General features: G+C 40.2%; 17 protein-coding genes. 14 read left to right on the top strand and 3 right to left on the bottom strand.

All coding sequences use genetic code 11. From position 1 onward, the window contains the following. Window positions 1-95: 95 nt before the first annotated feature. From VB693_RS17890 to VB693_RS17915, 6 genes are all read left to right on the top strand, one after another. Window positions 96-2621, top strand: coding sequence for a cyclic nucleotide-binding domain-containing protein (locus VB693_RS17890; RefSeq protein WP_323267444.1), 2526 nt, complete (start codon window positions 96-98; stop codon window positions 2619-2621). Between the two features lie 416 nt (window positions 2622-3037). Further along, window positions 3038-5689, top strand: a complete 2652-nt coding sequence (gene topA / locus VB693_RS17895; RefSeq protein WP_323267428.1) for a type I DNA topoisomerase — start codon at window positions 3038-3040, stop codon at window positions 5687-5689. A gap of 295 nt (window positions 5690-5984) precedes the next feature. Next, a complete protein-coding gene (locus VB693_RS17900; RefSeq protein WP_190709529.1) occupies window positions 5985-6122 on the top strand; it encodes a hypothetical protein in 138 nt (45 codons plus the stop codon). A 25-nt stretch (window positions 6123-6147) separates the two neighbouring features. Continuing rightward, a complete protein-coding gene (aroQ, locus tag VB693_RS17905) occupies window positions 6148-6591 on the top strand; it encodes a type II 3-dehydroquinate dehydratase (protein WP_323267445.1) in 444 nt (147 codons plus the stop codon). Between the two features lie 220 nt (window positions 6592-6811). Next, entirely contained in the window at window positions 6812-7735 is a 924-nt protein-coding gene (locus tag VB693_RS17910; protein ID WP_323267429.1) for an ADP-ribosylglycohydrolase family protein, read from the top strand. A 131-nt stretch (window positions 7736-7866) separates the two neighbouring features. Beyond that, window positions 7867-10521: an HD family phosphohydrolase gene (locus tag VB693_RS17915; protein WP_323267430.1), complete on the top strand. Its 2655-nt coding sequence runs from the start codon at window positions 7867-7869 to the stop codon at window positions 10519-10521. Between the two features lie 131 nt (window positions 10522-10652). On the opposite strand, the gene VB693_RS17920 is transcribed toward VB693_RS17915, so the two are convergent. After that, entirely contained in the window at window positions 10653-11159 is a 507-nt protein-coding gene (locus tag VB693_RS17920; protein ID WP_323267446.1) for an N-acetyltransferase, read from the bottom strand. A 397-nt stretch (window positions 11160-11556) separates the two neighbouring features. Between VB693_RS17920 and VB693_RS17925 the strand changes: the two genes are divergently transcribed. The 6 genes from VB693_RS17925 to VB693_RS17950 all read left to right on the top strand — a co-directional run bounded on the left by VB693_RS17925 (window position 11557) and on the right by VB693_RS17950 (window position 18262). Next, window positions 11557-12258 (top strand): CAP domain-containing protein, encoded by a 702-nt coding sequence (locus VB693_RS17925; RefSeq protein WP_323267431.1) that lies wholly within the window; start codon window positions 11557-11559, stop codon window positions 12256-12258. Window positions 12259-12438: 180 nt separating this feature from the next. Further along, a complete protein-coding gene (locus VB693_RS17930) occupies window positions 12439-13293 on the top strand; it encodes a phosphotransferase family protein (protein ID WP_323267432.1) in 855 nt (284 codons plus the stop codon). 120 nt (window positions 13294-13413) lie between these two features. Next, window positions 13414-14058 carry a CAP domain-containing protein gene (locus VB693_RS17935; RefSeq protein WP_323267433.1) on the top strand — a complete coding sequence of 215 codons (645 nt, stop codon included), beginning with the start codon at window positions 13414-13416 and terminating at the stop codon, window positions 14056-14058. A gap of 96 nt (window positions 14059-14154) precedes the next feature. Further along, window positions 14155-15000 (top strand): alpha/beta hydrolase, encoded by an 846-nt coding sequence (locus VB693_RS17940; protein WP_323267434.1) that lies wholly within the window; start codon window positions 14155-14157, stop codon window positions 14998-15000. 853 nt (window positions 15001-15853) lie between these two features. Continuing rightward, window positions 15854-17710, top strand: coding sequence for an EAL domain-containing protein (locus tag VB693_RS17945; RefSeq protein ID WP_323267435.1), 1857 nt, complete (start codon window positions 15854-15856; stop codon window positions 17708-17710). Between the two features lie 243 nt (window positions 17711-17953). Next, on the top strand, window positions 17954-18262 hold the full coding sequence (locus VB693_RS17950) for a threonine dehydratase (protein WP_323267436.1): 309 nt from the start codon (window positions 17954-17956) through the stop codon (window positions 18260-18262). 83 nt (window positions 18263-18345) lie between these two features. Here the strand turns inward: VB693_RS17950 and VB693_RS17955 are convergent, their stop codons facing one another. After that, entirely contained in the window at window positions 18346-19065 is a 720-nt protein-coding gene (locus VB693_RS17955; protein WP_323267437.1) for a dienelactone hydrolase family protein, read from the bottom strand. A gap of 487 nt (window positions 19066-19552) precedes the next feature. Here VB693_RS17955 and VB693_RS17960 point away from each other — a divergent pair, with 487 nt between their 5' ends. Together VB693_RS17960 and VB693_RS17965 are read left to right on the top strand one after the other, a co-directional pair. Further along, window positions 19553-20059 (top strand): universal stress protein, encoded by a 507-nt coding sequence (locus tag VB693_RS17960; RefSeq protein WP_323267438.1) that lies wholly within the window; start codon window positions 19553-19555, stop codon window positions 20057-20059. A 192-nt stretch (window positions 20060-20251) separates the two neighbouring features. Continuing rightward, window positions 20252-22045 (top strand): peptidoglycan-binding protein, encoded by a 1794-nt coding sequence (locus tag VB693_RS17965; RefSeq protein WP_323267439.1) that lies wholly within the window; start codon window positions 20252-20254, stop codon window positions 22043-22045. 56 nt (window positions 22046-22101) lie between these two features. On the opposite strand, the gene VB693_RS17970 is transcribed toward VB693_RS17965, so the two are convergent. Next, a partial coding sequence (locus tag VB693_RS17970) for an IS1 family transposase (protein WP_323267440.1) occupies window positions 22102-22355 on the bottom strand: 254 nt, incomplete at its 5' end.

Below are 22355 nucleotides of genomic sequence, written 5' to 3' on the forward strand. Positions count from 1 at the left end.
ACAAAGAGATTAGGTAGATCGGATAAATTCATTACGCAGCTGTTTTCAGGGATAATTCCTGTTATACAGCAAGCGGAAAACACGGGGGAATCATGATGACATCTCCAGACATGGTTATCTGGCTACAGGAGCGGACACCTTTAGGTATTCTCTCATCAGAAGTGTTGAATGCGATTGCTCCCCTGATTCAAGCACAAGTTATACCCCAGGGAAGCAGTCTCATTCAAGAAGGTACTCCCCCAACAGCACTTTATATTCTTATCGATGGTCAACTAGAAAGCGAAATTACTAATAAAAACAACCCAGTTTTCCCCTGTGGCTTCCTTCCAGGTGCAGTCATTCACCTCAAGGAATTACTTTTAGATGAATTGACCCCATGCACAATTACTGCTGTCACAGAATCTCACGTCTGGGTTATTCCGGCGGCTGAGTTTCGCGCTTTAGTTAGTCAATATCCTCAAATTACTCAGGCTATTTCTCGACAACTGGCGCAGGAATTAGCCCAGGTGACATCTGCGTTAACTTACGAACAAGAACGTTCCGTAGCTTTGCGACCATATTTAGTTACCAAAGCACAACGGGGAATTGTTGGTACAAGTCGCTATGCGGTGCGGTTGCGAGAGCAAATTCGAGAAGCGGCGGCTGACCGAGAACCTGTGGATATTTTCGGTGAACCTGGCTTAGAAAAAGATAATATTGCTGCCCTAATTCACTTTAGTTCTCCCAAACGACGTGAACCAATTATTAAAATCAATTGTGGGATTTTGCAAACAAGCGGTGCAGATTTATTTGGACGTGCTGGGGGAAAGCCGGGACTGTTGGAATGGTTAGGGGAAGGGACTTTAGTTTTAAACAATATTCAAGAGTTACCCCCAGAGTTATTACCGGCTGTGGCAAAGTTATTGAAAACAGGGACATATACCCCCGTGACTCGTCAGGGAGAAACAACTGCTGCATCCCTCACTAGCAAAGCAAGGATTTTGATAGTTTCCGAAAAAGCCCAGTCTCAAATAGAACGCTGTGTGGGTCATATTATTAAAGTGCCACCGCTACGGGTACGAAAGGCGGATATTCAAGCCCAGGTAGAATATTACACCAGTTTGTATGTGCGATCGCGTGGAGTTGCTAAACCCCGCATCACGCCAGAAGCCTTGCGCCGATTACAGTCCTATGATTTTCCTGGGAATCTCAAGGAACTGAAAAACCTTGTAGAACGCGCCATTGTGCAAGCTGGGAAGGGAAGGGAGTTAACAGAAGAAATTTTCTGGGCGGCTCAAACGAAGAAAAAGCAATTTCGAGTTAATCTGTTGAACATGTATCCTGGATTACGGCGATTTTTGCGGAGTGATTGGTGGCCGGATAGAATTAACTATGGTTTTACTGTGGTGGGATTTGCGTTTATTGTGGGTGTGTTATTTCTGGGGCCGCAAACACGCGATCGCAATTTTGCTTTAAATTTATTTTGGGCTTGGTGGTGGCCTATCGGTTTATTTATCTTCCCCTTTTTCGGGCGGGTGTGGTGTGCTGTCTGTCCTTTCATGATTTATGGTGAAATTACCCAAAAACTATCTCTGTGGCTATTTCCGCGTCAACTCCAACGCTGGCCGCGAGAGAAGGCTGAAAAATGGGGCGGTTGGTTTTTGTTTGGGTTATTTACTCTCATTTTCCTCTGGGAAGAACTCTGGAATTTAGAAAATACCGCCTATCTTTCCGCCTGCTTACTGTTATTAATTACCTCCGGGGCGATGATTTTCTCAGCCTTGTTTGAAAGGCGGTTTTGGTGTCGTTATCTTTGTCCTATTGGGGGGATGAATGGTTTATTTGCTAAACTCTCAATGACGGAACTCAGGGCGCAACAGGGAATTTGTTCTGCTACTTGTACGACCTATCAATGTTATAAAGGTGGTGCGGAAAAAGGCGAAGGAATGGAAACTGATGGCTGTCCCTTGTATTCCCATCCCGCACAGTTAGAAGATAACCGCGATTGCGTGTTGTGCATGACTTGTTTAAAAGCCTGTCCCCATCGTTCCGTTGAGTTTAACTTGCGTCCCCCAGGGATTGAACTGTGGACAACTCACGTACCCCACAACTATGAAGTGGCGTTATTGTTGTTGCTGTTCGGAGGAGTATATCTGCATCGTTTACCAGAGTTGCAAACTTGGCTGGGGTTACAGTTAGATTTAACTCCATTTTGGCTACATTTGGGGATATCACTGTTAGCTTTGTTAATTCCCACGGTGGTTGTATTTTTCGCCTATGGTTGTATGAAAATATTCAATCTTCACCGGAAAGCCCGACCATTTATTGAACTCGCTTATGGTTATTTACCCTTGGTGTTGGGAGGGAACTTAGCCCATTACTTGCGTTTGGGTTTGGGTGAAGGTGGTAAGATTTTGCCTGTAACCTTTGCAACCTTTGGTTTTAGTGGTGAGCAATTGCCAATATTAGTAGCGCATCCAGCTGTGATTGCTTTTTTACAAGGTGCAACCCTGATTTTTTCTGTACTGTTGACAATTGTGTTAACGCAAAAGATTGGGCGACAACCATTAAGAAATATACTTTGGCAACATCTAGCTGCGATCGCTTTAGGTTTGAGTATGTGGGTGATAATTGTATTTTGACTTAATTGCCAAGTAAATGGATGAGTAAAGATGTATAAAGGAGACAAGCAGATACGGGGATGCTTCGCTTCACTACGTTATAATCGCCATCACAAAATTTAGAGCATTGATCTTGTGAGGTATTTTGAAAACAGTAGTCGCCAATTTGCCTTTGATAAGTTAAAGATTAGAAATAGTGGAAAATTTCGCATCCAGGAATGTGTTCTACCTTATTCTCTAGAAAGCGTCCCACTGTAGGCGCACTAACCCCGATGAATGGAAGGAACGAATTAAATCCTTTTCCCCCAGTCCTCATACATCCTGGAGTTTTTATGAGGATCAAGTTACAGTCAGTGTGATCTTACCTCTTGACATTTCGTTGAAATTACCCCAATTTGACTGTTTAGCTTCATAGCTATTTTTTTATTGAAATTTCCATGTCAACTCTCGTCATCGTCGAATCTCCAACCAAAGCTCGTACCATTCGCAACTACTTACCAAAAGACTATCGGGTAGAAGCGTCGATGGGTCATGTGCGTGACCTACCCCAATCGGCTAGTGAAATTCCTGCTGCTGTCAAAGGGGAAACATGGGCGCAGCTTGGGGTAAATGTGGACGCAGACTTTGAACCTGTATATGTTGTCCCCAAAGACAAAAAGAAAATTGTCACTCAGCTCAAAGAAGCTTTAAAAGAAGCAACTGAACTGATCCTGGCAACTGACGAAGACCGGGAAGGTGAAAGTATTAGTTGGCATTTATACCAGCTACTCAAGCCGAAAATCCCGACTAAGCGGATGGTGTTTCACGAGATCACCCAAGAAGCAATTAAAAAGGCTCTGAAAAACTGCCGTAATATCGATGAGCAGCTAGTACGCGCCCAAGAAACCCGGCGGATTTTAGACCGATTAGTGGGGTATACCCTTTCCCCCTTGTTGTGGAAAAAAATAGCCTGGGGATTATCTGCGGGGCGGGTGCAGTCTGTGGCTGTAAGCCTATTAGTCACCAAAGAACGCCAACGCCGGGCTTTCCGGGAAGGTGCGTACTGGGATTTAAAAGCTTCCCTGGAGCAGAATAAATCCTCATTTACATCACTGTTAGTCACCCTAGGAGGCACTAAAGTAGCAACCGGGAGTGATTTTGACTCCTCCACTGGACAAATCGCCACTGGACGCAATGTAGTGCTGCTTTCGGAAGAAGATGCGATCGCCCTGAAGGACAGACTGACTGGTCAACCCTGGACAGTCTCAGATGTGGAAGAACGCCCAGTCACCCGCAAACCTTCGCCACCGTTTACCACCTCCACATTGCAGCAAGAATCGAACCGCAAACTGCGCCTCTCCGCACGGGACACCATGCGGGTTGCGCAAAGTTTGTATGAGCAAGGGTATATTACCTATATGCGTACAGACTCGGTGCATTTGTCAGATCAGGCGATCGCAGCTGCCCGTGATTCTGTAGAAAAACTATACGGCAAGTCATATCTCAGCCCCCAACCAAGGCAATACACCACCAAATCGAAAGGCGCACAGGAAGCCCACGAAGCCATTCGTCCGGCTGGTAGCAGCTTCCGCACCCCCCAAGAAACCGGATTAAGCGGTCGGGAATTAGCCCTGTATGACTTGATTTGGAAGCGCACCGTCGCCTGTCAAATGGCAGACTCCCGCCAAACCCAAATCACTGTCCAGTTAAAAGTTGAAGATGCTGGTTTCCGTTCCTCCGGTAAACGCATTGATTTTCCTGGCTATTTACGCGCCTACGTCGAAGGTTCTGATGACCCCGAAGCCGCATTAGAAGACCAAGAGGTGATTTTACCTAGCTTAAAAGTTGGTGATCATCCCAACTGTAAAGACTTAGCCGCCGTTGATCACGAAACTCAACCTCCCGCTAGGTACACTGAAGCTACCTTAGTCAAAACTCTAGAAAGTGAAGGCATTGGTCGTCCTAGTACCTACGCCAGCATTATTGGCACAATCATTGATAAGGGTTACACCCAACTGGTGAATAATGCCCTGATTCCCACATTCACCGCTTTCGCCGTCACCACTCTCTTGGAAAAACATTTCCCGGATATCGTTGATCCCAGTTTTACTTCCAAAATGGAGCAAACCCTGGATGATATCGCCGAAGGTGAAGCTAAATGGCTTCCCTATTTGCGGGAATTTTATCTCGGTGATCAAGGTCTAGAAACCCTAGTCAGAGAACAAGAAAGTCAAATTGATGCCACTAAAGCTAGAACCGTAGAACTAGAAAATTTAGCCGCCAAAGTTCGCATTGGTAAATACGGCCCTTACATTGAGGTAGACAACGGTGATGGTGTAATCACCGCCTCAATTCCCAAAGACCTGACTCCAGCAGACCTTGACCCCAAACAAGTCGAAGTCCTGCTAAGGCAAAAAACCGTAGGGCCAGACCAACTAGGCCGTCATCCCGAAACTGGTGAACCAATTTACGTCAAAATTGGTGCTTATGGCCCTTACGTCCAGTTAGGCGACAAGTCAGACGAAAACCCCAAACCCAAGCAAGCATCTTTACCCAAAGGTGTCACACCAGAAACCATCACCCTAGAGACAGCCATTGGTTTGTTGTCACTACCCCGCAATTTGGGAGTACATCCAGCCACCGGCGGCAAAATCCAAACCAGTTTAGGACGTTTTGGCCCTTATGTCGTCCATGACCAAGGTAAAGAAGGCAAAGATTACCGTTCTTTAAAAGCTAGTGATGATGTCTTGACAATTACCCTAGAACGAGCATTGGAATTGTTATCAGAACAGAAAAAAACTCGTGGTTCTGCCAATAGCAAGTCCAAAGCCGCTTTAAAGGAATTGGGTACACATCCAGACGATGATGCACCAGTAAATATCTACGACGGCCCCTATGGCCCTTACATCAAACACAACAAAACTAATGCTGGGCTACCAGAAGGTGTGTCAGTAGAAGATGTCACCCTACCCCAAGCCTTGGAATTGCTAGCGGCTAAAGCATCGACCAGTAAATCCACCCGCAAAACAACTAAATCTACCACCACTAAATCAAAGTCAACAACGGCTAAATCAAAAACGGCGACGAAGAAAAAAGCGGTGGAGGGTTAGTGATTGGTCATTAGTCATTAGTCATTAGTCATTAAATAATTAAATGGTGTCATGGCTTTGAACTATTGGCTAATCCCCAATCCCCAATCCTCAATCACTATTACCGTCCGATTAGTTGCGAATGTGATACTCTAAAAAGTAAGGGAGATAACAACACTAAAGTTTTAAAAGTGGCTTATGCCCAAAATACAAAAGTGTGTATCATCCACGGAGTCAGCCAGAGGTGCAAAATTACGCCAGTTTTTAAGTAGCTGTAAACCAAAATTGAGGTAGTATCTCAGGAGCAGTCAGTTTAATGGACTATATAGAAAAGGTACTGGAAAAGCTAAAAGAATTGGCGCGTAAGCTGATTGAGTCCCTACTGGGGCCTGAAGTAGAGCCGGAACCAGAACTGATTCCGATCCCTGTAGATCAGCGATCGCGTCGTCGTTAGTAGACTGAAGGTACAATCATTGACAATACAACCTCTAAATATTTTGGTGCTGCACGGGCCAAACCTGAATTTGCTGGGACAACGAGAACCAGGCGTTTACGGTTCTACTAGCTTGTCTGAGATTAACTGCCTATTAGCAGAAGCAGCACTAAATTTACAGGCAAAGGTGTTTCCTATGCAGTCAAATCATGAAGGTGTGTTAGTCGATGCAATTCATGAAGCACTAGGAAAACACCAAGGAATTTTGATTAATGCCGGGGCTTATACTCATACGAGTGTGGCGTTGAGAGATGCGATCGCTGCTGTAAATATACCGACAGTAGAAGTCCATCTCAGTAATATTTATCGCCGAGAAGAGTTCCGCCATCACTCTTACATAGCTCCGGTAGTGATGGGACAAATTAGTGGTTTTGGTGTACAAAGTTACCTTTTAGGTTTACAAGCTTTAGTGCATCATTTAAATTTGTAATTCGTAATTCAAGAAGACTAAATCTGGGTTATGAAGAAGGCAGGAGACAGGGGAGCAGAAAACGGAAGTTATTCACTGCGTGACGCTAGCGCGTAGCTTGCTTTGCTACAACGAACTCCGGAGGAGTACAATTTTGGATTTTGTCGGCGTAAGCCTAGCAGTAGGCTATTTTGAATTTATATGCCCAATGCCCCATGCCCAATTAACAATTAGTTAAACCATGCGCTATTTACTTGGGAGTCGGTTCAGGGGTGTTTTCTTGGGGGGATTAGTAGGGGAAGCTTTAGCTCAAAGTAGTCAGCTAAAACATCCAATTGGTGGTGACTTTGCCCAAAGTGTAGTTCCTGGTGCTACCAGTTTAATTAAATTAGGAAAATTTGATATAGATGATTGGTTAGAAATTTATCAACAAAAATTTACACATTTAGAACCATCAAAAATAATCTTCGCTACAATTCCTATTTCTGTTTTTTTTCACGAAAATCCGGTAAAACTACACCAAAATTTACTGCGGCTGTTAAAAAATTGGGATAGCAACCTAGAGATTAGGGATAGCACCCTAGCAATAGGATATGCGATCGCGCAATCACTGACAGAAAAACTCCATCCCCAAACCCTCATTCCCCAAATAATTGCCTTTATTGGCGAGACAAACACCTCACTCCCACAAAATTTATTAAAAGTAAATAATCTGTTAGAACGAAGGGCTGGCTTAGAAAGAGTACAAACTGAGTTAGATAGCCAAGGAACGTTCTCCAATGGAATAGCTCTCGCATTTTATTACTTTCTTAGTACCTTAGAAGACTTCCCTTTAGCCGTTTTACGGTCTATTCGCCATGACGAAATCTGGCAAAAACACTCTGGTAATTTATATTTTCCGAATACAAGTGTAATTACGGGTTTGTTATCTGGAGTGTATAACAGTAATACTAGTATTCCGGTAAATTGGAGAGTTTCGCTAACCAGACAATTGAGCCAAATTTCGCAAGTGCTAGAATTAGCTGATGCGCTTGCGACTACCTGGTCGGGAGTGTATGAACCTGGGGTAAATTCCCAGGAATTTGCACACGAGGAAAGCTTAATGTCTAACGAAAATATACCACCTTGCGTCTATGCTGCTCCTCGCGTCATTCGGGCGCGTTAAGATTAATTCGTAATTGGGCATGGGGTATTGTGTAACATTTCTTTTTTTTCCCTGTCACCCTTCCCCTGTACCCTGTCCCCTTTTTAACGATTGTCCTATTTTGACATATCGAAACTAAGCAGCCATAGGTAATGAAAACACAGCGATTTTTGCAGTCCTTGAATCGGCAGTTGACCCATTGGCGGCGGCGATATAGACTATTTAGCCGTAAAGGAAAATTACTTGTGGCGGTGAGTCAAAAAGGTAAAAACTCTCATAATGACGCAACAAAAGCTATCTTCAAAAATATAGTCTGGCATTTATTCCCACATAACAACAACGGCGGCCAGAAAAAACGCAAAATCGACCTCAGAGCAATGACAAAATTGGTCAAAAATCAGAGTAGGGTTGAGGTAATAGGTCTGGGTTGGGTACATGAAAGGCGTTCCTCTTTAGTTTTAGCGATCGCAGTTGTATCACTGACTGGTGTAATGGGTCATAGACTATACAACCAGCCTAAATTAAAAGTAGGAACTCTTGCACCACAGACAATTAAAGCCCCTTACCCTGACAAAATTGAGGATCAGCAAAAAACCGCAGATAAACGCAAAAATGCTAGTAAAAGTTCCACACCAGTATTAATGGTTGATGCTGAAATCACTGAACAAATCAACCAAAAATTACAAAAATTACTGGATGAGGGTAACGCAATTCGTAATATTGCTGGTTCTTTTCCGTTCTATGATGTTTCCGTTTTGTCTGTATCTACTCAGCATTATCTACGCTCTTGCTCGGACTTGGAATGGCAGGCTTTGTTGACTACTATAAAAAATACTACCCAATTACAGCAAAGTAATCGCTTCCGGCAAAATACTGGTAAACAACCCGCTAACAGTAACCCAGTTACCAAAAATCAAGCCGGTCGTGTCCAGGGCGATCAACCCATTAATATTTTCGCTAAAAGTGAGCTGACACAAGCCTTAGCAGAACTATTAGCTTACCGAGTCATGATTGGTGAAAAAAACCTCTCCTCTGTCATAGATCACATATCCCAAGCTCGCCAAGCATACTCCCAAGCTAGCAATCAACTACTCAGACTCAATAGTGTGACTCCACAGACGATATATAGTGAAACAGTTCTGCTGGAATTATCAGATGATGAGTGGACAAAAACCCAATCAGGAATTCATCAAAGTGCAGAACGTATTCTTACTCAAGGTATTCCCAGAGGCTTACCAGATAGTATTTTAAATAATGCTGTCAGCTTACACGTACAAGCCTTCGTCCCCAGAAATGCCGAAGCTTTAGCAAAACAAATATTATTAGCCATCTTAGAAGCTAATTTAAAAACAGACGAAGAACAAAGCAAACAACAAGCTCAAAAAGCAGCAGCTGGTGTAACACCCGTGTTCATTGATGTGAAGCGAGGCCATATCATTGTGAATAAGGGAGACATCATTACAGAATGGCATTTTGAAATATTAGAGCATTATCAACTGATTCGCCGAGAAAATAACTGGTGGGGATTGCTGAAGTTAGCAACCTTGGTAACTGGCGCAATTGGCGTATTTATTTTGGTAGAAAGACGAATTAAGTACAACTTGCGACAACGCGATCGCCTGTTAGTTTTACTATTAACCTTGAGTACACCGGGAGTTTTAGCATTTGGTGTACCTTATGCTACTTGGGGTGCTGTAGGTTTGCTTCTGGGGAGCTTTTATGGCCCTAGCTTGGGTGTGACAGTGATTGTTTTACTGTTATTTTTGTTACCATTCAGCTTAGAAATTAGTGCCATCACGTTGTTGACTGGAGCAGTTGGGGGAATTTTAGGTAGTTGTGCGGCTCAAAGATTGCGATCGCGCGAAGAATTAGCACTTTTGGGTGTGGCGATCGCGGTGGCTCAAGGTGGTGTTTACTTAATTATTAAACTCCTGATTGGTGCAGCCTTTGGTGCAGCTTGGTATATTGTGCTGCAAGAAGCCGGATTATTTGCCTTATCTGGCCTAGCCTGGAGTATTGTAGCTTTAGGTTTAAGTCCTTACCTAGAAAAACTATTTGATTTAGTTACCCCCATTCGGTTAGCAGAATTAGCTAATCCTAATCGGCCTTTACTCAAGCGACTCGCCACAGAAACACCAGGAACTTTTCAGCACACCTTGTCAGTAGCGACATTAGCAGAAGCGGCAGCTAAACAACTCGGATGCAATGTGGAATTAGTCAGGGCGGGGACTCTCTACCATGATATTGGTAAAATGCACGACCCTTTAGGATTTATTGAAAACCAAATGGGCGGGCCGAACAAACACGAAACAGAGATTAAAGACCCTTGGAAGAGTGCAGATATCATCAAAAAGCACGTCAGCGAAGGGTTAGTTATGGCAAGGAAACACCTGTTACCAACAGCCATTCAAGCGTTTATCCCCGAACATCAAGGGACAATGCTGATTGCCTATTTTTATCATCAAGCAGAACAGATGGCACAAGCTGACCCCAGCATTATTGTCAATGAAGCCGATTTTCGCTATGCTGGCCCCATTCCCCAATCGCGGGAAACAGGAATTGTCATGTTAGCTGATGCTTGTGAAGCCGCACTGCGATCGCTCAAAGATGTCAATCCTGAACAAGCATTAACCGTATTAAATAATATTCTCCGTGCGAGATGGCAAGATAATCAACTTATTGATTCGGGGTTGACGCGGGAAGAAATGTCACAAATCGCCGAAATATTTGTAGAAGTTTGGCAACAATTCCATCACAAACGCATTGCTTACCCTAAGTTAAAAGCACAGAATAAAGTCAATAGTTAAAACCATTCATAATAGCCTACGCCCCGCTACGCTGAAGCAATTACATTTGGTAACGGGTATTTTAATTAAGCATCAAAACGTGATGCTTATAGAAATAAGGGACTCAGCACTCACAACTCAGCACTCAGCACTCAGCACTCTTCAAAAGCTGGTGGATAAACAACCTTACCCCGATAATTTTTTTGATATTTTTGCAGTGGTTTGACCATAAAAACTTCCTGTGGAACAGGGAAAGGTGATTCAATACCATAATTCACCGATGGCTCAAAACCAAACCGAGTATAAAAATGGGTATGACCTAAAACAATAACTAAAGCTTCTTGCTTTTCTTCAGCTTTTATTAATCCTGCTTTTACTAATTCACTACCAATTCCTTGTCTTTGAAATTGTGGATGCACAGCTAAAGGTGCTAAAGCTAATACTTGTAATTTATCTTCACCTACTAATTGAATATAACTTAATAAGATGTGGGCGATTACAAATTGGTCTACTTCAGCAACTAGAGAAAGTTCTGGAATATAAAATTCAGAATTGCGAATGGCTTCTATAATTTTAGCCTCTATTTCTCCACCAAATGCTAATCGATTTACTTCAGCTATGGCATGATAATCTGATAGTATTTCACAACGAATATTCATCATTTTTAAAATAAAAGTAGTTTTAGCTATCTACAATACCCAAGATACTTTATCATAATACTAATTATTACAATTTGTAATACTGTCTCAACCCCAAGACAAAATCCCTGCTAGGCTAACAGCACTCACTATAAACCTTTAATTATTAAGGCCGTTTTACTTAATTTATTTTCTCCTATTAAATTAAATGTAACTTCAAAGGATGTTGGTAATTACAAATTGATCTACTTCAGTAACTAGAGAAAGTTCTGAAATATAAATCAACTACTTATATTTACTAGTTACATTTTATCGAAATTAAAGCTACAAATATTATGATAAACAGGAAAGAGTTTTTGCGAAAAAATTCTATGTTTACTAAAATTTGTGCTGAATTATAAAAAATGAGGTTTTTGATATGCTAAGTAAGGTTTGCGTATTAACACTGGGAACTATAGCAATTTCTTTGTCGAGTGCATTTATATTATCTACTCCCTCTGTATCACAATCTACTTTAGATGTAAGACCAACAGCCAGTTCAATGCTGTTAAGCAACGCGAGTATTATTTCACCTTTAGAACAGCAGGTAGTTCAAGAAATGAACAAAGTGCGGACAAATCCCAAGGCATATATTCCTATCATAGAAAATTATAAAAAACGCTTTCAAGGCAATCGTGTGAGAATTTCTAATAATACCTATCTCGTCACCCAAGAAGGAGTTAAACCTGTTAATGAGGCGATCGCGTTTCTCAAGTCAGTCCGTCCTGTGGGAACATTAAGGATATCTAAGGGAATGTCTTTAGGTTCTAGGGATCATATTAAAGATCAGAGTACAAAAGGCACAACTGGCCATAATGGTAGCGATGGTAGCACCCCTTTTACTCGCATTAATCGTTATGGTAGGTGGCAAACTACAGCAGCCGAAAATATCAGTTACGGCCCTAACACTGCCCAAGATATTGTCATGCAATTAATTATTGATGATGGCGTACCATCACGGGGTCATCGCACCAATATTTTTAATGGTAATTTTAAAGTGACTGGTGTTGCCTATGGAACTCACAAGATTTATAGAACAATGTGTGTGATTACTTATGCTGGAGGCTATCAAGAAAAGTAGCTGTGGCATAGTCTGAGGATTGCACACAGATGCTATACTTATCACTAAAGATTTTTCAGGGAGTTTAACTACAATGATGCGTTGGTAGTGCAACAAACATAGAAATTAGTGAACCCGCTTCAATCGGATATTTCATCCGATCAGTTCTAACTGTTTGTTGTAACTATTTACGGAGTTGTTGTGAATATTCCCCCTGCTTATTTAGAAAAAATTTGTACTGTTTATCCAGGCATTTCTTTTGAACATCTTGATTTTAACCAAGATGGGATGGTTAATGATGTGGTGGTGGTCAATCATGACCTAGTATGTCGTTTTGTCAAAGTAGACTGGGGAACAGAGTCGCTAGCTCATGAGGCGAAGGTGTTGAAAATTGTGCAAGGTTATGTTGATTTACCAGTTCCGCACTTTGAACACCTGGAAGAAACCTTTGTCAGTTATCGATTTATCAAAGGTGAACCTCTTTCTCGCCATACCTTACTGAAATTAGCTCCAGCCGCAAAGGCGCGTGTGATTTCTCAAATTGCCAAATTTCATCAACAGTTACACAGTATTCCCTATGAAGTTTTAGTGAGTTCTGAGATATCTTCATCAGGTGCGGAGCGATCGCGTGCAGATTGGTTAGAGTTGTATGAGCAGGTTCAGGACATCTTGTTCCCTCACCTATGGCGTTATCAAAAAACATGGATCAACGAACTGTTTGCACCAGTAGTCTCAGGTGAACTCGACCTCAGCTACACACGCGTACTAATTGATGGCGACTTGCCAGTGTATCACATACTATTTGATTCAGGATCAGAAAGTATTACGGGCATGATCGATTTTGGTACTGCCGGTTTGGGTGATCCAGCTTGTGACATTGCAGTGCAATTAAGTAATTACGGTGAGAGCATTGTACGTTGTATGCAAAGTAACTACCCTTTATTAAATAATGTCATCGAACGGGCGCGATTTTGGGCAGGGACATTTGAACTTCAGTGGGCATTAGCCGGAATCAAGTATAACAATATTTCATTATCGTTAGCTCACATCGGTTGAGCCAGAGAGTTTCAACCTATAGGTGTACAGATGTAGAGACGTACATTTTGTACACCCCTATGTCCGAAAACTGCTGTCCACACCGTGGAGCTAAATATATCTTGTTGACAACTCCCAGTTATGAAATTACTAAATCAGCAACTGCAATTTCGGCAACTTATACAGGGGATTTCGCCAAAAAGTTCGGAAAGGTTGAAACAAACATACAATATCTCCCCATTAGAACAACTAGTAGCAGAGGAGACGAACAAAGTCCGCACCAATCCTCAAGCATATATCCCTCTCTTGGAAAATTATCGCCGGCAGTTTCAGGGAAATAAAGTTAAACTTGGCGATCATGTTTATTTACAAACCCAAGAAGGGGTAAAAGCAGTAGATGAAGCGATCGCTTTTCTCAAGTCGGCTCATCCCGTAAAATCATTAACTATATCTGAAGGTATGTCCTTGGCTGCTAGAGATCACGTCCAAGACCAAGGAGCAAAAGGTGCTGTAGGTCATGATGGTAGCGATGGTAGTAATCCCTTTACTCGCATGAGTCGCTACGGTAATTGGCAGGTGACAGCCGGGGAAAACATTAGTTATGGTTCTCACACTGCCCAAGATATTGTCATGCAATTAATTATTGATGATGGAGTGCGATCGCGCGGTCATCGTACCAATATTTTTAACCCAGCTTTTCAGGTGACAGGGGTAGCCTTTGGTATCCACGCTACATATAGGCAAATGTGTGTGATTACCTACGCCGGGGGATTCACATCAAAGTAAGTTTTATTAGAAATTCGTATAATTGTTGTGTCTGTGGTCTGCCAGCTATGAGACATTCTCTAACAGCAGCACCAATATTGCTCAGAACCTAACATAATGCCTGATAGTTCTACGAAAGCTGTAAACCTCAAAGTTGATATTCAAGGTGAAGGATTTCCGATTTTGTGTTTACACGGTCATCCTGGCTATGGTCGTAGTCTTTCCGTATTTACCAATCATTTAGCAAAACGCTACCAAACTTTTGCTCCAGATTTACGCGGATACGGCAAAAGTCGCTTTCAGGGCAATTTTGTGATGCAGGATCATTTAAGTGACTTAGAAGCCCTGATAGACTCTTTCCAAATCGAAAAATGTTTGGTGTTGGGATGGTCATTAGGTGGCATCTTGGCAATGGAGTTGGCTTTGCGTTTACCACAACGTGTCACAGGGTTAATTTTGATAGCGACAGCCGCTAGACCTCGTGGAAATCATCCCCCCATTACTTGGCAAGACAATCTTTACACAGGTGTTGCTGCGCTTTTGAACTCTGTTAAACCTGGCTGGCAATGGAATATTGAGACTTTTGGTAAGCGATCGCTATTTCGTTACCTCATCCAGCAACATACAAATACAGCATATAATTACATTGCACAAGATGCCGTACCAGCTTATTTACAAACTTCCACATCTGCCACTCGCGCCCTTTATAGTGCCTTACGGTTGGGATATAACCGACTAGAAGACCTGAAGCAAATTCATTGTCCAAGTTTGGTACTTGCTGGCTCTCAAGACCGTCATATTACAGCCGATTCCAGCTTAGAAACGGCTCAAAACCTTAAAAATAGCCAGTGGCAATGCTACCCTAACACGGCTCATCTTTTTCCCTGGGAAATACCCCAGCAGTTACTGGGTGATATTGACGGATGGTTAGCAAATCATTCCCAAGTAATGAGTGGTGAGTAATGAGTAATGAGTAATGAGTGTTGTTAGCGGTAGCGCGGCGTTGAACAGCGTGCTGAGTGTTGAAAGGTGACACTCACTCATTAGTCAGCAATCTCTTATATATAAGTAAAACATATGAAATATATTGCATTTTATATGTCAACTGTTGTTGACCAAGTTAGTTACGGATTCGTTACATTAGTTTATATAACGTAATAAATTGACCTGACAAACTAAGGACTCACTCAACTGCTCATCATTAAGTAAGGCAGTGAAATTAACTCAACTAAGCAAAAAGGGTTATACACTCAGTTGTCACCAAAATCAGAAATGTTTCTTGTGCAGTTAGTTCATCAAGGCTTAATTCAGTATTGCTATCTTCCATTGACATTTGGACTTCTCATAATCACCTCGGTTGAATTACCGAGGTTTTTTGTTGGTTTAGCAGGCTATATATTCTAATAAGTTTGTACATTTTTTTGGTAGTATACATTAAATTATCTACTTGTTATATCAGTATAGGAAATATTTTCCCAAATAAAGTTAATATTTGTGATTGGTATTTTTTTAAATCTAGCTAAAGTAAATATTTTAACGCTGAAATTCGATATTTTATAACAGCGATCGCTCGTCAATCAGGAAACGATATTTCTTTCCTTGTAGTATTTTAATGAACACATTTCAAGTAACTGGATCAATCAAATAATCATACCCTTTAAAATTGGTAAATTTCCCAGTTTTTGTCAGTATTTTTCACATATTCTAAGTTTATCCTGATCAGTCGCAAGTATCAGTGAACCCGTTATTTATAACTCTGTTGTTGCGTAAATCTGAGAAATTTTGAATAAAAACCAGGAGTTTTACATATAAATATATGCAAACAGAGACAGTAGCACTGATTTTAATTGTGGATAATAATCTGGATAATTCGAGATTTTTGTCTACCTTATTAACAGACTCAGGGTTTAGAGTTTTGGCCGCTACTAGTGGACAAGATACCTTCCAAAAACTAGATCATATTATTCCTGACTTAATTTTGCTAGAAGCAATGATGCCTGGAATAGATGTTTTTGATCTTTGTCATCGTATTAAAACTGATCCGATATTGCAAAAAATTCCAGTCCTTTTAATGATTGCTAGTAATGAAATACAAAGTAGATTTTTAGACTTGAATTTAGAATCAGTTGATTATATAAATAAATCATTTATGCCAACAGAGCTTTTAATCCGTATACGTTTGAATTTGAACTTACTTAAATTAACTCGCTCTCTTGATCAAAAAAATAGTCAACTTAATCAAGAGATTGTGGCTCGTCAGATAGCAGAAGCACAATCATATCAACTCAGCCAAGATTTAGAACAAAGAGTAATTGAGCGTACTCAAGAACTTACTTTGGTAATAAATGAGCTACAAGCACGAGAGGAGAAACTAACCTATGCAGCCTTTCATGATTCATTAACAGGCTTATTTAATCGTGCTTGGTTAATGCAATATTTATCAGACATCTTTGCACAGCAGCCACCACAACAGGGATACGCAATTTTATTTTTGGATCTAGATCGTTTTAAGAGTGTTAATGATCATCTAGGACATCTTGTTGGTGATAAATTATTACAACAAGTTGCCCATCGCCTGAAAAATTGCATCTCTCAGAGAGATAAAATTGTTCGGTTAAGCGGGGATGAATTTTTAATTTTTCTTGTCAATCAAGATGGCATTCAATCTGTTGAGGTAGTTGCAAACTTTATTTTGCAACAATTACATATACCTTTTGAGATTGACACGTATAAAATTTCTATTGGCGTTAGTATTGGTATTCTACCTTCTACTCTCAGTTATCAACAACCAACTGATATCCTCAGAGATGCTGATGCAGCAATGTATCAAGCTAAACGAGCCGGAAAAGGTTGCCATATTGTCTTTACTTCAGAAATGCAGCAGCAAACATTGCAGCGCATTCAGCTAGAAAGTGAACTACGTCAAAGCATAGAAAAAAATGAGTTTTGCCTTTACTATCAACCTATATTTTGTTTAGCGTCTCAAAAGCTAGTTGGTTTGGAAGCTTTAATTCAGTGGCAACACCCACAAAAGGGATTAATTTCACCTGATAAATTTATCACAATTGCTGAAGAGATGGGTATCATCTCAACCTTGGACTTACTAGCATTACAGTTAGCTTGTCAGCAACTATATCAGTGGCAACAAGAATTTCCAATTGCGAATTCATTAGTAATACATATCAATATATCTGCTGTACAACTACAACAGTTAGATTTAGTAGAACAAATTAAACAAATTCTCATCGATAATCATATATCACCCTCAGCAATGAGGTTAGAAGTTACAGAAAATGCTTTAATTAAAGCATCTAGTATTGTCAATCAAATTTTAGAAAAAATTCATACTCTTGGTATGAAACTATGTATAGATGATTTTGGCACTGGATATTCTTGTTTTAGCCAATTGCATACATTTCCTGTTGATACAATTAAAATTGATCGTTCATTTACCAATAACTTAAATACTAATTCTAAAGGCACAGCTATTGTGCAGAATATGATTTCCTTTGCTAATGCTCTAGGAATTTCTGTTGTAGCTGAAGGTATTGAAACTCAAACACAGTTAGAAAATTTGCAGGAATTTGGCTGTGAATTTGGACAAGGCTATTTATTTTCTCGACCTTTACCTAGTGAACAAGTAACTAGTTTTTTAAAAGTACAAAATTTTTGAACCCAAAGAAATACTTTTTTCCCTTCTATCTCGTTCCCTATCATCTTTTACCGTTCGGCGTTCTCTTCAGTTCCTTGGCGGACGCTTACGCTTTTTTTACTACGTGTAAGCGTAGCACAGTGAAGCCCGTGACCTATCCCCTAAAAACGTAATTATATCAAAAACTCATCTAATGGTAGATACATAGAAAATTCTTATATGACATAATTATAGCTACACAAGCAATCATCAACCTTAGACATTATGGCTCGGCTAGCTCAAGTTATTCAAAATACATTTATTCGTTTGGTAGCTTTCTTATCGTTTTTTTTCAAAAAAACTTTCGACTTTATTAGTAGTTTATTTAATGGTTTTGCTAATTTGTTTGGATTGAATAAACCTAGTTATTTTTTAGAATCTGAAGAAGTACAAAGTACAAAGAAATATTCAGATCAAGAGTCAATCACAACACAGCTAGATACTAAGCCTGAAATCTTGACTTCTGTTCGTCGCCGTCCTAACACCAAGATGGACTATTACGTCAAAATGGCGCGTGAAATTCAAAACAAATAGCTGAAGTCAAAGATAGTAATTTGGAAGAGGGGGTAGTGAATGCTGAGTCAACTGATATTCCCTACACCCCTCCTACCCAGGGTCTAATTCCACAACATTGGAGGTAAATTTAACTCACTTGATTCTAATGTGGTGAGGTAGTATTTAAACCATTGACCTGCTAATTGCCCTACCTCTTCAATTGCACCGGGTTCTCCAAACTGGTGAGTTGCACCGGGAATAATGTGTAATTTTTTGTGTTGTGCAGAAATTTGCGCGATCGCATCTTCATTCATGGCTATAATCGGGTAGTCATTTTCACCTACTATTAACAAAGTCGGTGCTTGTACCCAGGGTAAGACTGCACTTACTAAGTCAGTTTGTCCACTACGGGAAACAATTGCTTTCACAATCATTGGACGTGCTGTAGCCGCTAATAATGCTGCTCCACTACCTCTATTTACACCAAAATAGCCAACTTTGAGATTTTGGGTAGCAGGGTTTTCAGATAGCCAATCTGTTACAGCTACTACCCGTGTAGCTAAAAAATTAATATCACAGCGAAAATGCTGGGTACGTTGGTCTATTACTTCCTCTTCTTTAGTCAGTAGGTCAATCAAAAAAGTTGCTAGTCTCCCTTCCTGACGCAAGACATGGGCAAGATAGTGGTTGAAAGTGCTGTATCGACTACTGCCACTTCCTTGAGTAAATAGTATAATTCCCTCTGCATCTGTCGGTATAACTAGCTCTCCCTTTAAATGAATTGAGCCTAGTTCCAGAATGACTATTTCTTCTTCAACGTTCAATAGTGTGATTTTATTCATTGCTATATCTTAAAAATGGGTTTAATCAGGGTTTAGAGATAATTTATGAGGAATTCTCACACCAGTTAAAATAATTATTAGATGAGGTCTTTCTCATTTCATTGATGAATCAAAACTGTTGATGCGGAGTTTAATTAACACAATCATCAAGATATATAGAATAATGATGATAGTTTCAATTTTTAACTAAAATTTGAAGAGCTTGTTAGTCCTGATTTAAGATGATAGCTAGCTTAACAAAAATCAGGACGATACCTGTTAATTTTTCACTCTTTTATTTTATCTAGACTTATTTTATCTATATTAGCTTTATATAATCAATTAATTCAACTATCAAATTTAAGAATAATCATGAGCAAATATCTAAAAAATATTCATTTATATCTCAATGACTGCAAGATGATTTTAAATTATCATTTTTGTTAGATAAATCTAGTGAGTAGTATCTATTCAAAAGCCTTTTAAGTAAAATGGGAGACTATTAATTATGTATCACCGAATTTTAGTTGCTATTGACCAATCAGAAATGGGTGAATATATTTTCGAGCAAGCTGTATTTTTAGCTAAATCGACTGATGCAGAAATCATGTTGCTCCATGTTCTCTCTCCATTGGAAGACCCTTATCTCAGCCCTATATTTATGCAGCCTGATACCATGTATCCCACTGTACCAGCAGAACCAATGGACAGTTATATTCAACAGTGGGAAAAACTTAAACAAGAAAGATTAGAATGGTTGCGATCGCTCATGAATAAAGCTATCGATGTAGGTGTAAAAACTGGGTTTACTCAAAATATGGGTGATGCAGGTCGGATTATTTGTGAAGTAGCTCGTAGTTGGCCAGCTGACTTAATTATGCTTGGTCGTCGTGGTCGCGCTGGACTCAGTGAGTTTTTCTTAGGTAGTGTGAGTAATTATGTGATTCATCATGCTACTTGCTCAGTCATGGTTATCCAAGGCAAAATTCCTAGCACATCTGAGGCTCTTCAGTAAAAATACATAATTAATGTTTAAATTATACCGTTAAGGGCAAATTCTTAAAATCAGAATTTGTCCTTGATTTCTTGTACGACCCGATAAAAAATTTACATAATACTTTACAAAAGGGAGCTTTTATCAGTACAAATGATAAGATGAGTTCTAAATTTTACAATGACTAAGCTATGCCTTAGTTACTTTTTCACTATGGAAACACTTGCTTATTTGCATCTAGCCGAGAGTTACGAAGGATTTGCCAATTCAGAACAGCAAAGTCTTACTGATGCTATGTGCTTTCTGAAACTAGCATGGATAAAGAAGCACAGTCGAGTTTTTATCCTACTAACTGTTTCCTTTGCTATGGGTTCTATAAGTGTATCGAATCCAGCTATGGCTCTCAAAAGAGGTGATAGAAGCCCTCAAGTTATATCTCTTCAGCAAAAACTGCAAGCAGTGGGGTACTTTCAATCCAAACCCACAGGATATTTTGGCTCGGTGACAGAAACCGCAGTGATCAAATTTCAGCAAGCTCATGGCTTGAGGGGTGATGGAATTGTTGGTTCTAAGACACTGGCGGCTTTAGAGTCTAATTCAGGGTTAGGTGAATCAGCCGCATCAAACACCGAACATAGCACCGCGTCTTCAGTTGTTAATGATCCTCAATTACAGGTAACATCAAAGCGATCGCTAAAAAGAGGCGACAACAGTTATCGTGTGATGTCCCTACAACGCAAATTGCAAGCATCTGGATACTTTAATGCACCCATTACAGGTTATTTTGATGAAGCAACGCAAGCATCAGTAATCAAATTTCAACAAGGTAAGAGACTGACTATTGATGGTATTGCCGGGAGACAAACATTATCAGCTCTAGAGTCTAATTCTGGAGATTTCAACGCTGCACCTTTTTTGGCAACTTCTCCAGAACCTAAAATTACAGATAACTCTCCAGAGTCCAAGAATCAAGTCGAAATCGAACAACCACCAGCGAAAGTTTCCATTCGTCCACAAAAGATGAAACTGGTAAAAACAATTTCTTCTAGTAAAATTTCGCCTAAATCGGTGGTTTATTCGGGTAATGGCCTATTTTTTGCCCAGAACATGATGTATAACCACTCCATTACTGTTTATAACCGGGATTATGAATTAGTCAAAGTGATTCCCGATGAAGTAGATTTATCAAAATATGGTTATACCAAAACCCCAGGTAAATATAGAGGCGCACCAGTTGAGGCTAGTTTTTCCCACAATGGTAAGTATGCTTGGGTGTCTAACTATCAAATGTATGGCCCTGGTTTTAACAACCCTGGTAGTGATAAATGTCATCCATCTCAAAAAACTGACAAGAGTTTTTTATATAGAATTAATACAGACACTCTAGATATTGATAGAGTAATTCAAGTTGGTTCAGTTCCCAAATATGTAGCCACATCAGCTGATGAGCAACTGATATTAGTCAGCAACTGGTGTTCTTGGGATTTAAGTATTGTAGATGCCAATCAAAATCAGGAAATCAAACGGATTAAACTAGGAGCATACCCTCGCGGAATTGCCGTTGATACCAAATCCGAAAAAGCCTATGTTGCTGTCATGGGTTCTCAGAATATTGGTGAAGTCTCTCTGAGAGACTATTCTGTCAAATGGCTGAAAAATATAGGCAGTTCACCACGTCATTTGAACATAGATCCTACTGGTAAATATCTCTATGCTTCTTTAAATGGGGAAGGAAAAATTGCCAAGATTAGTTTATCCCAAAGAAAAGTAATAGATAAAGTCATCACAGGAAAAACGCCGCGTAGTATGGTGTTATCAGATGATGGTCAAATACTTTATGTTGTTAACTATAAAGAACACACTGTCAGTAAAGTTCGGACTATTGACATGAAAGTGTTACAAAAAGTAAATGTAGATGCTCATCCCATTGGAATTACTTACGATCCACAAACTAGGGAAGTTTGGGTGGCTTGCTATTCTGGAAACATTATGATTTTTCAAGATTAGAGAAGATTGAATTGATTGGGTAACTCTTTGGACTCCTATTTGATTTTTGGGTGGTGCTACACAAATAATGATGCGTTGTAGTAATGGATGAAATACCAAATGGCACCAATATGATTCTCTAAAGATTTGGAAAAGGACAAGGTTTTTGGGACTAGGCGAGACACCCGTTGCCTTAAGGTATTGTTGAATCGTTCAATGTAGGGGGTAAAACCAGTTTCTTTACCAACATCTCGATGCCGTTTGCTGGGTAGAACTGCCCCACTGGAGTTTAGACTAAGCCATGCAAAATGACCCAGCAGGGCTGAGTTAA

Origin of the sequence: Anabaena sp. UHCC 0399 (assembly GCF_034931465.1) — a bacterium.
GTDB classification, from domain to species: domain Bacteria; phylum Cyanobacteriota; class Cyanobacteriia; order Cyanobacteriales; family Nostocaceae; genus Trichormus; species Trichormus minutissimus.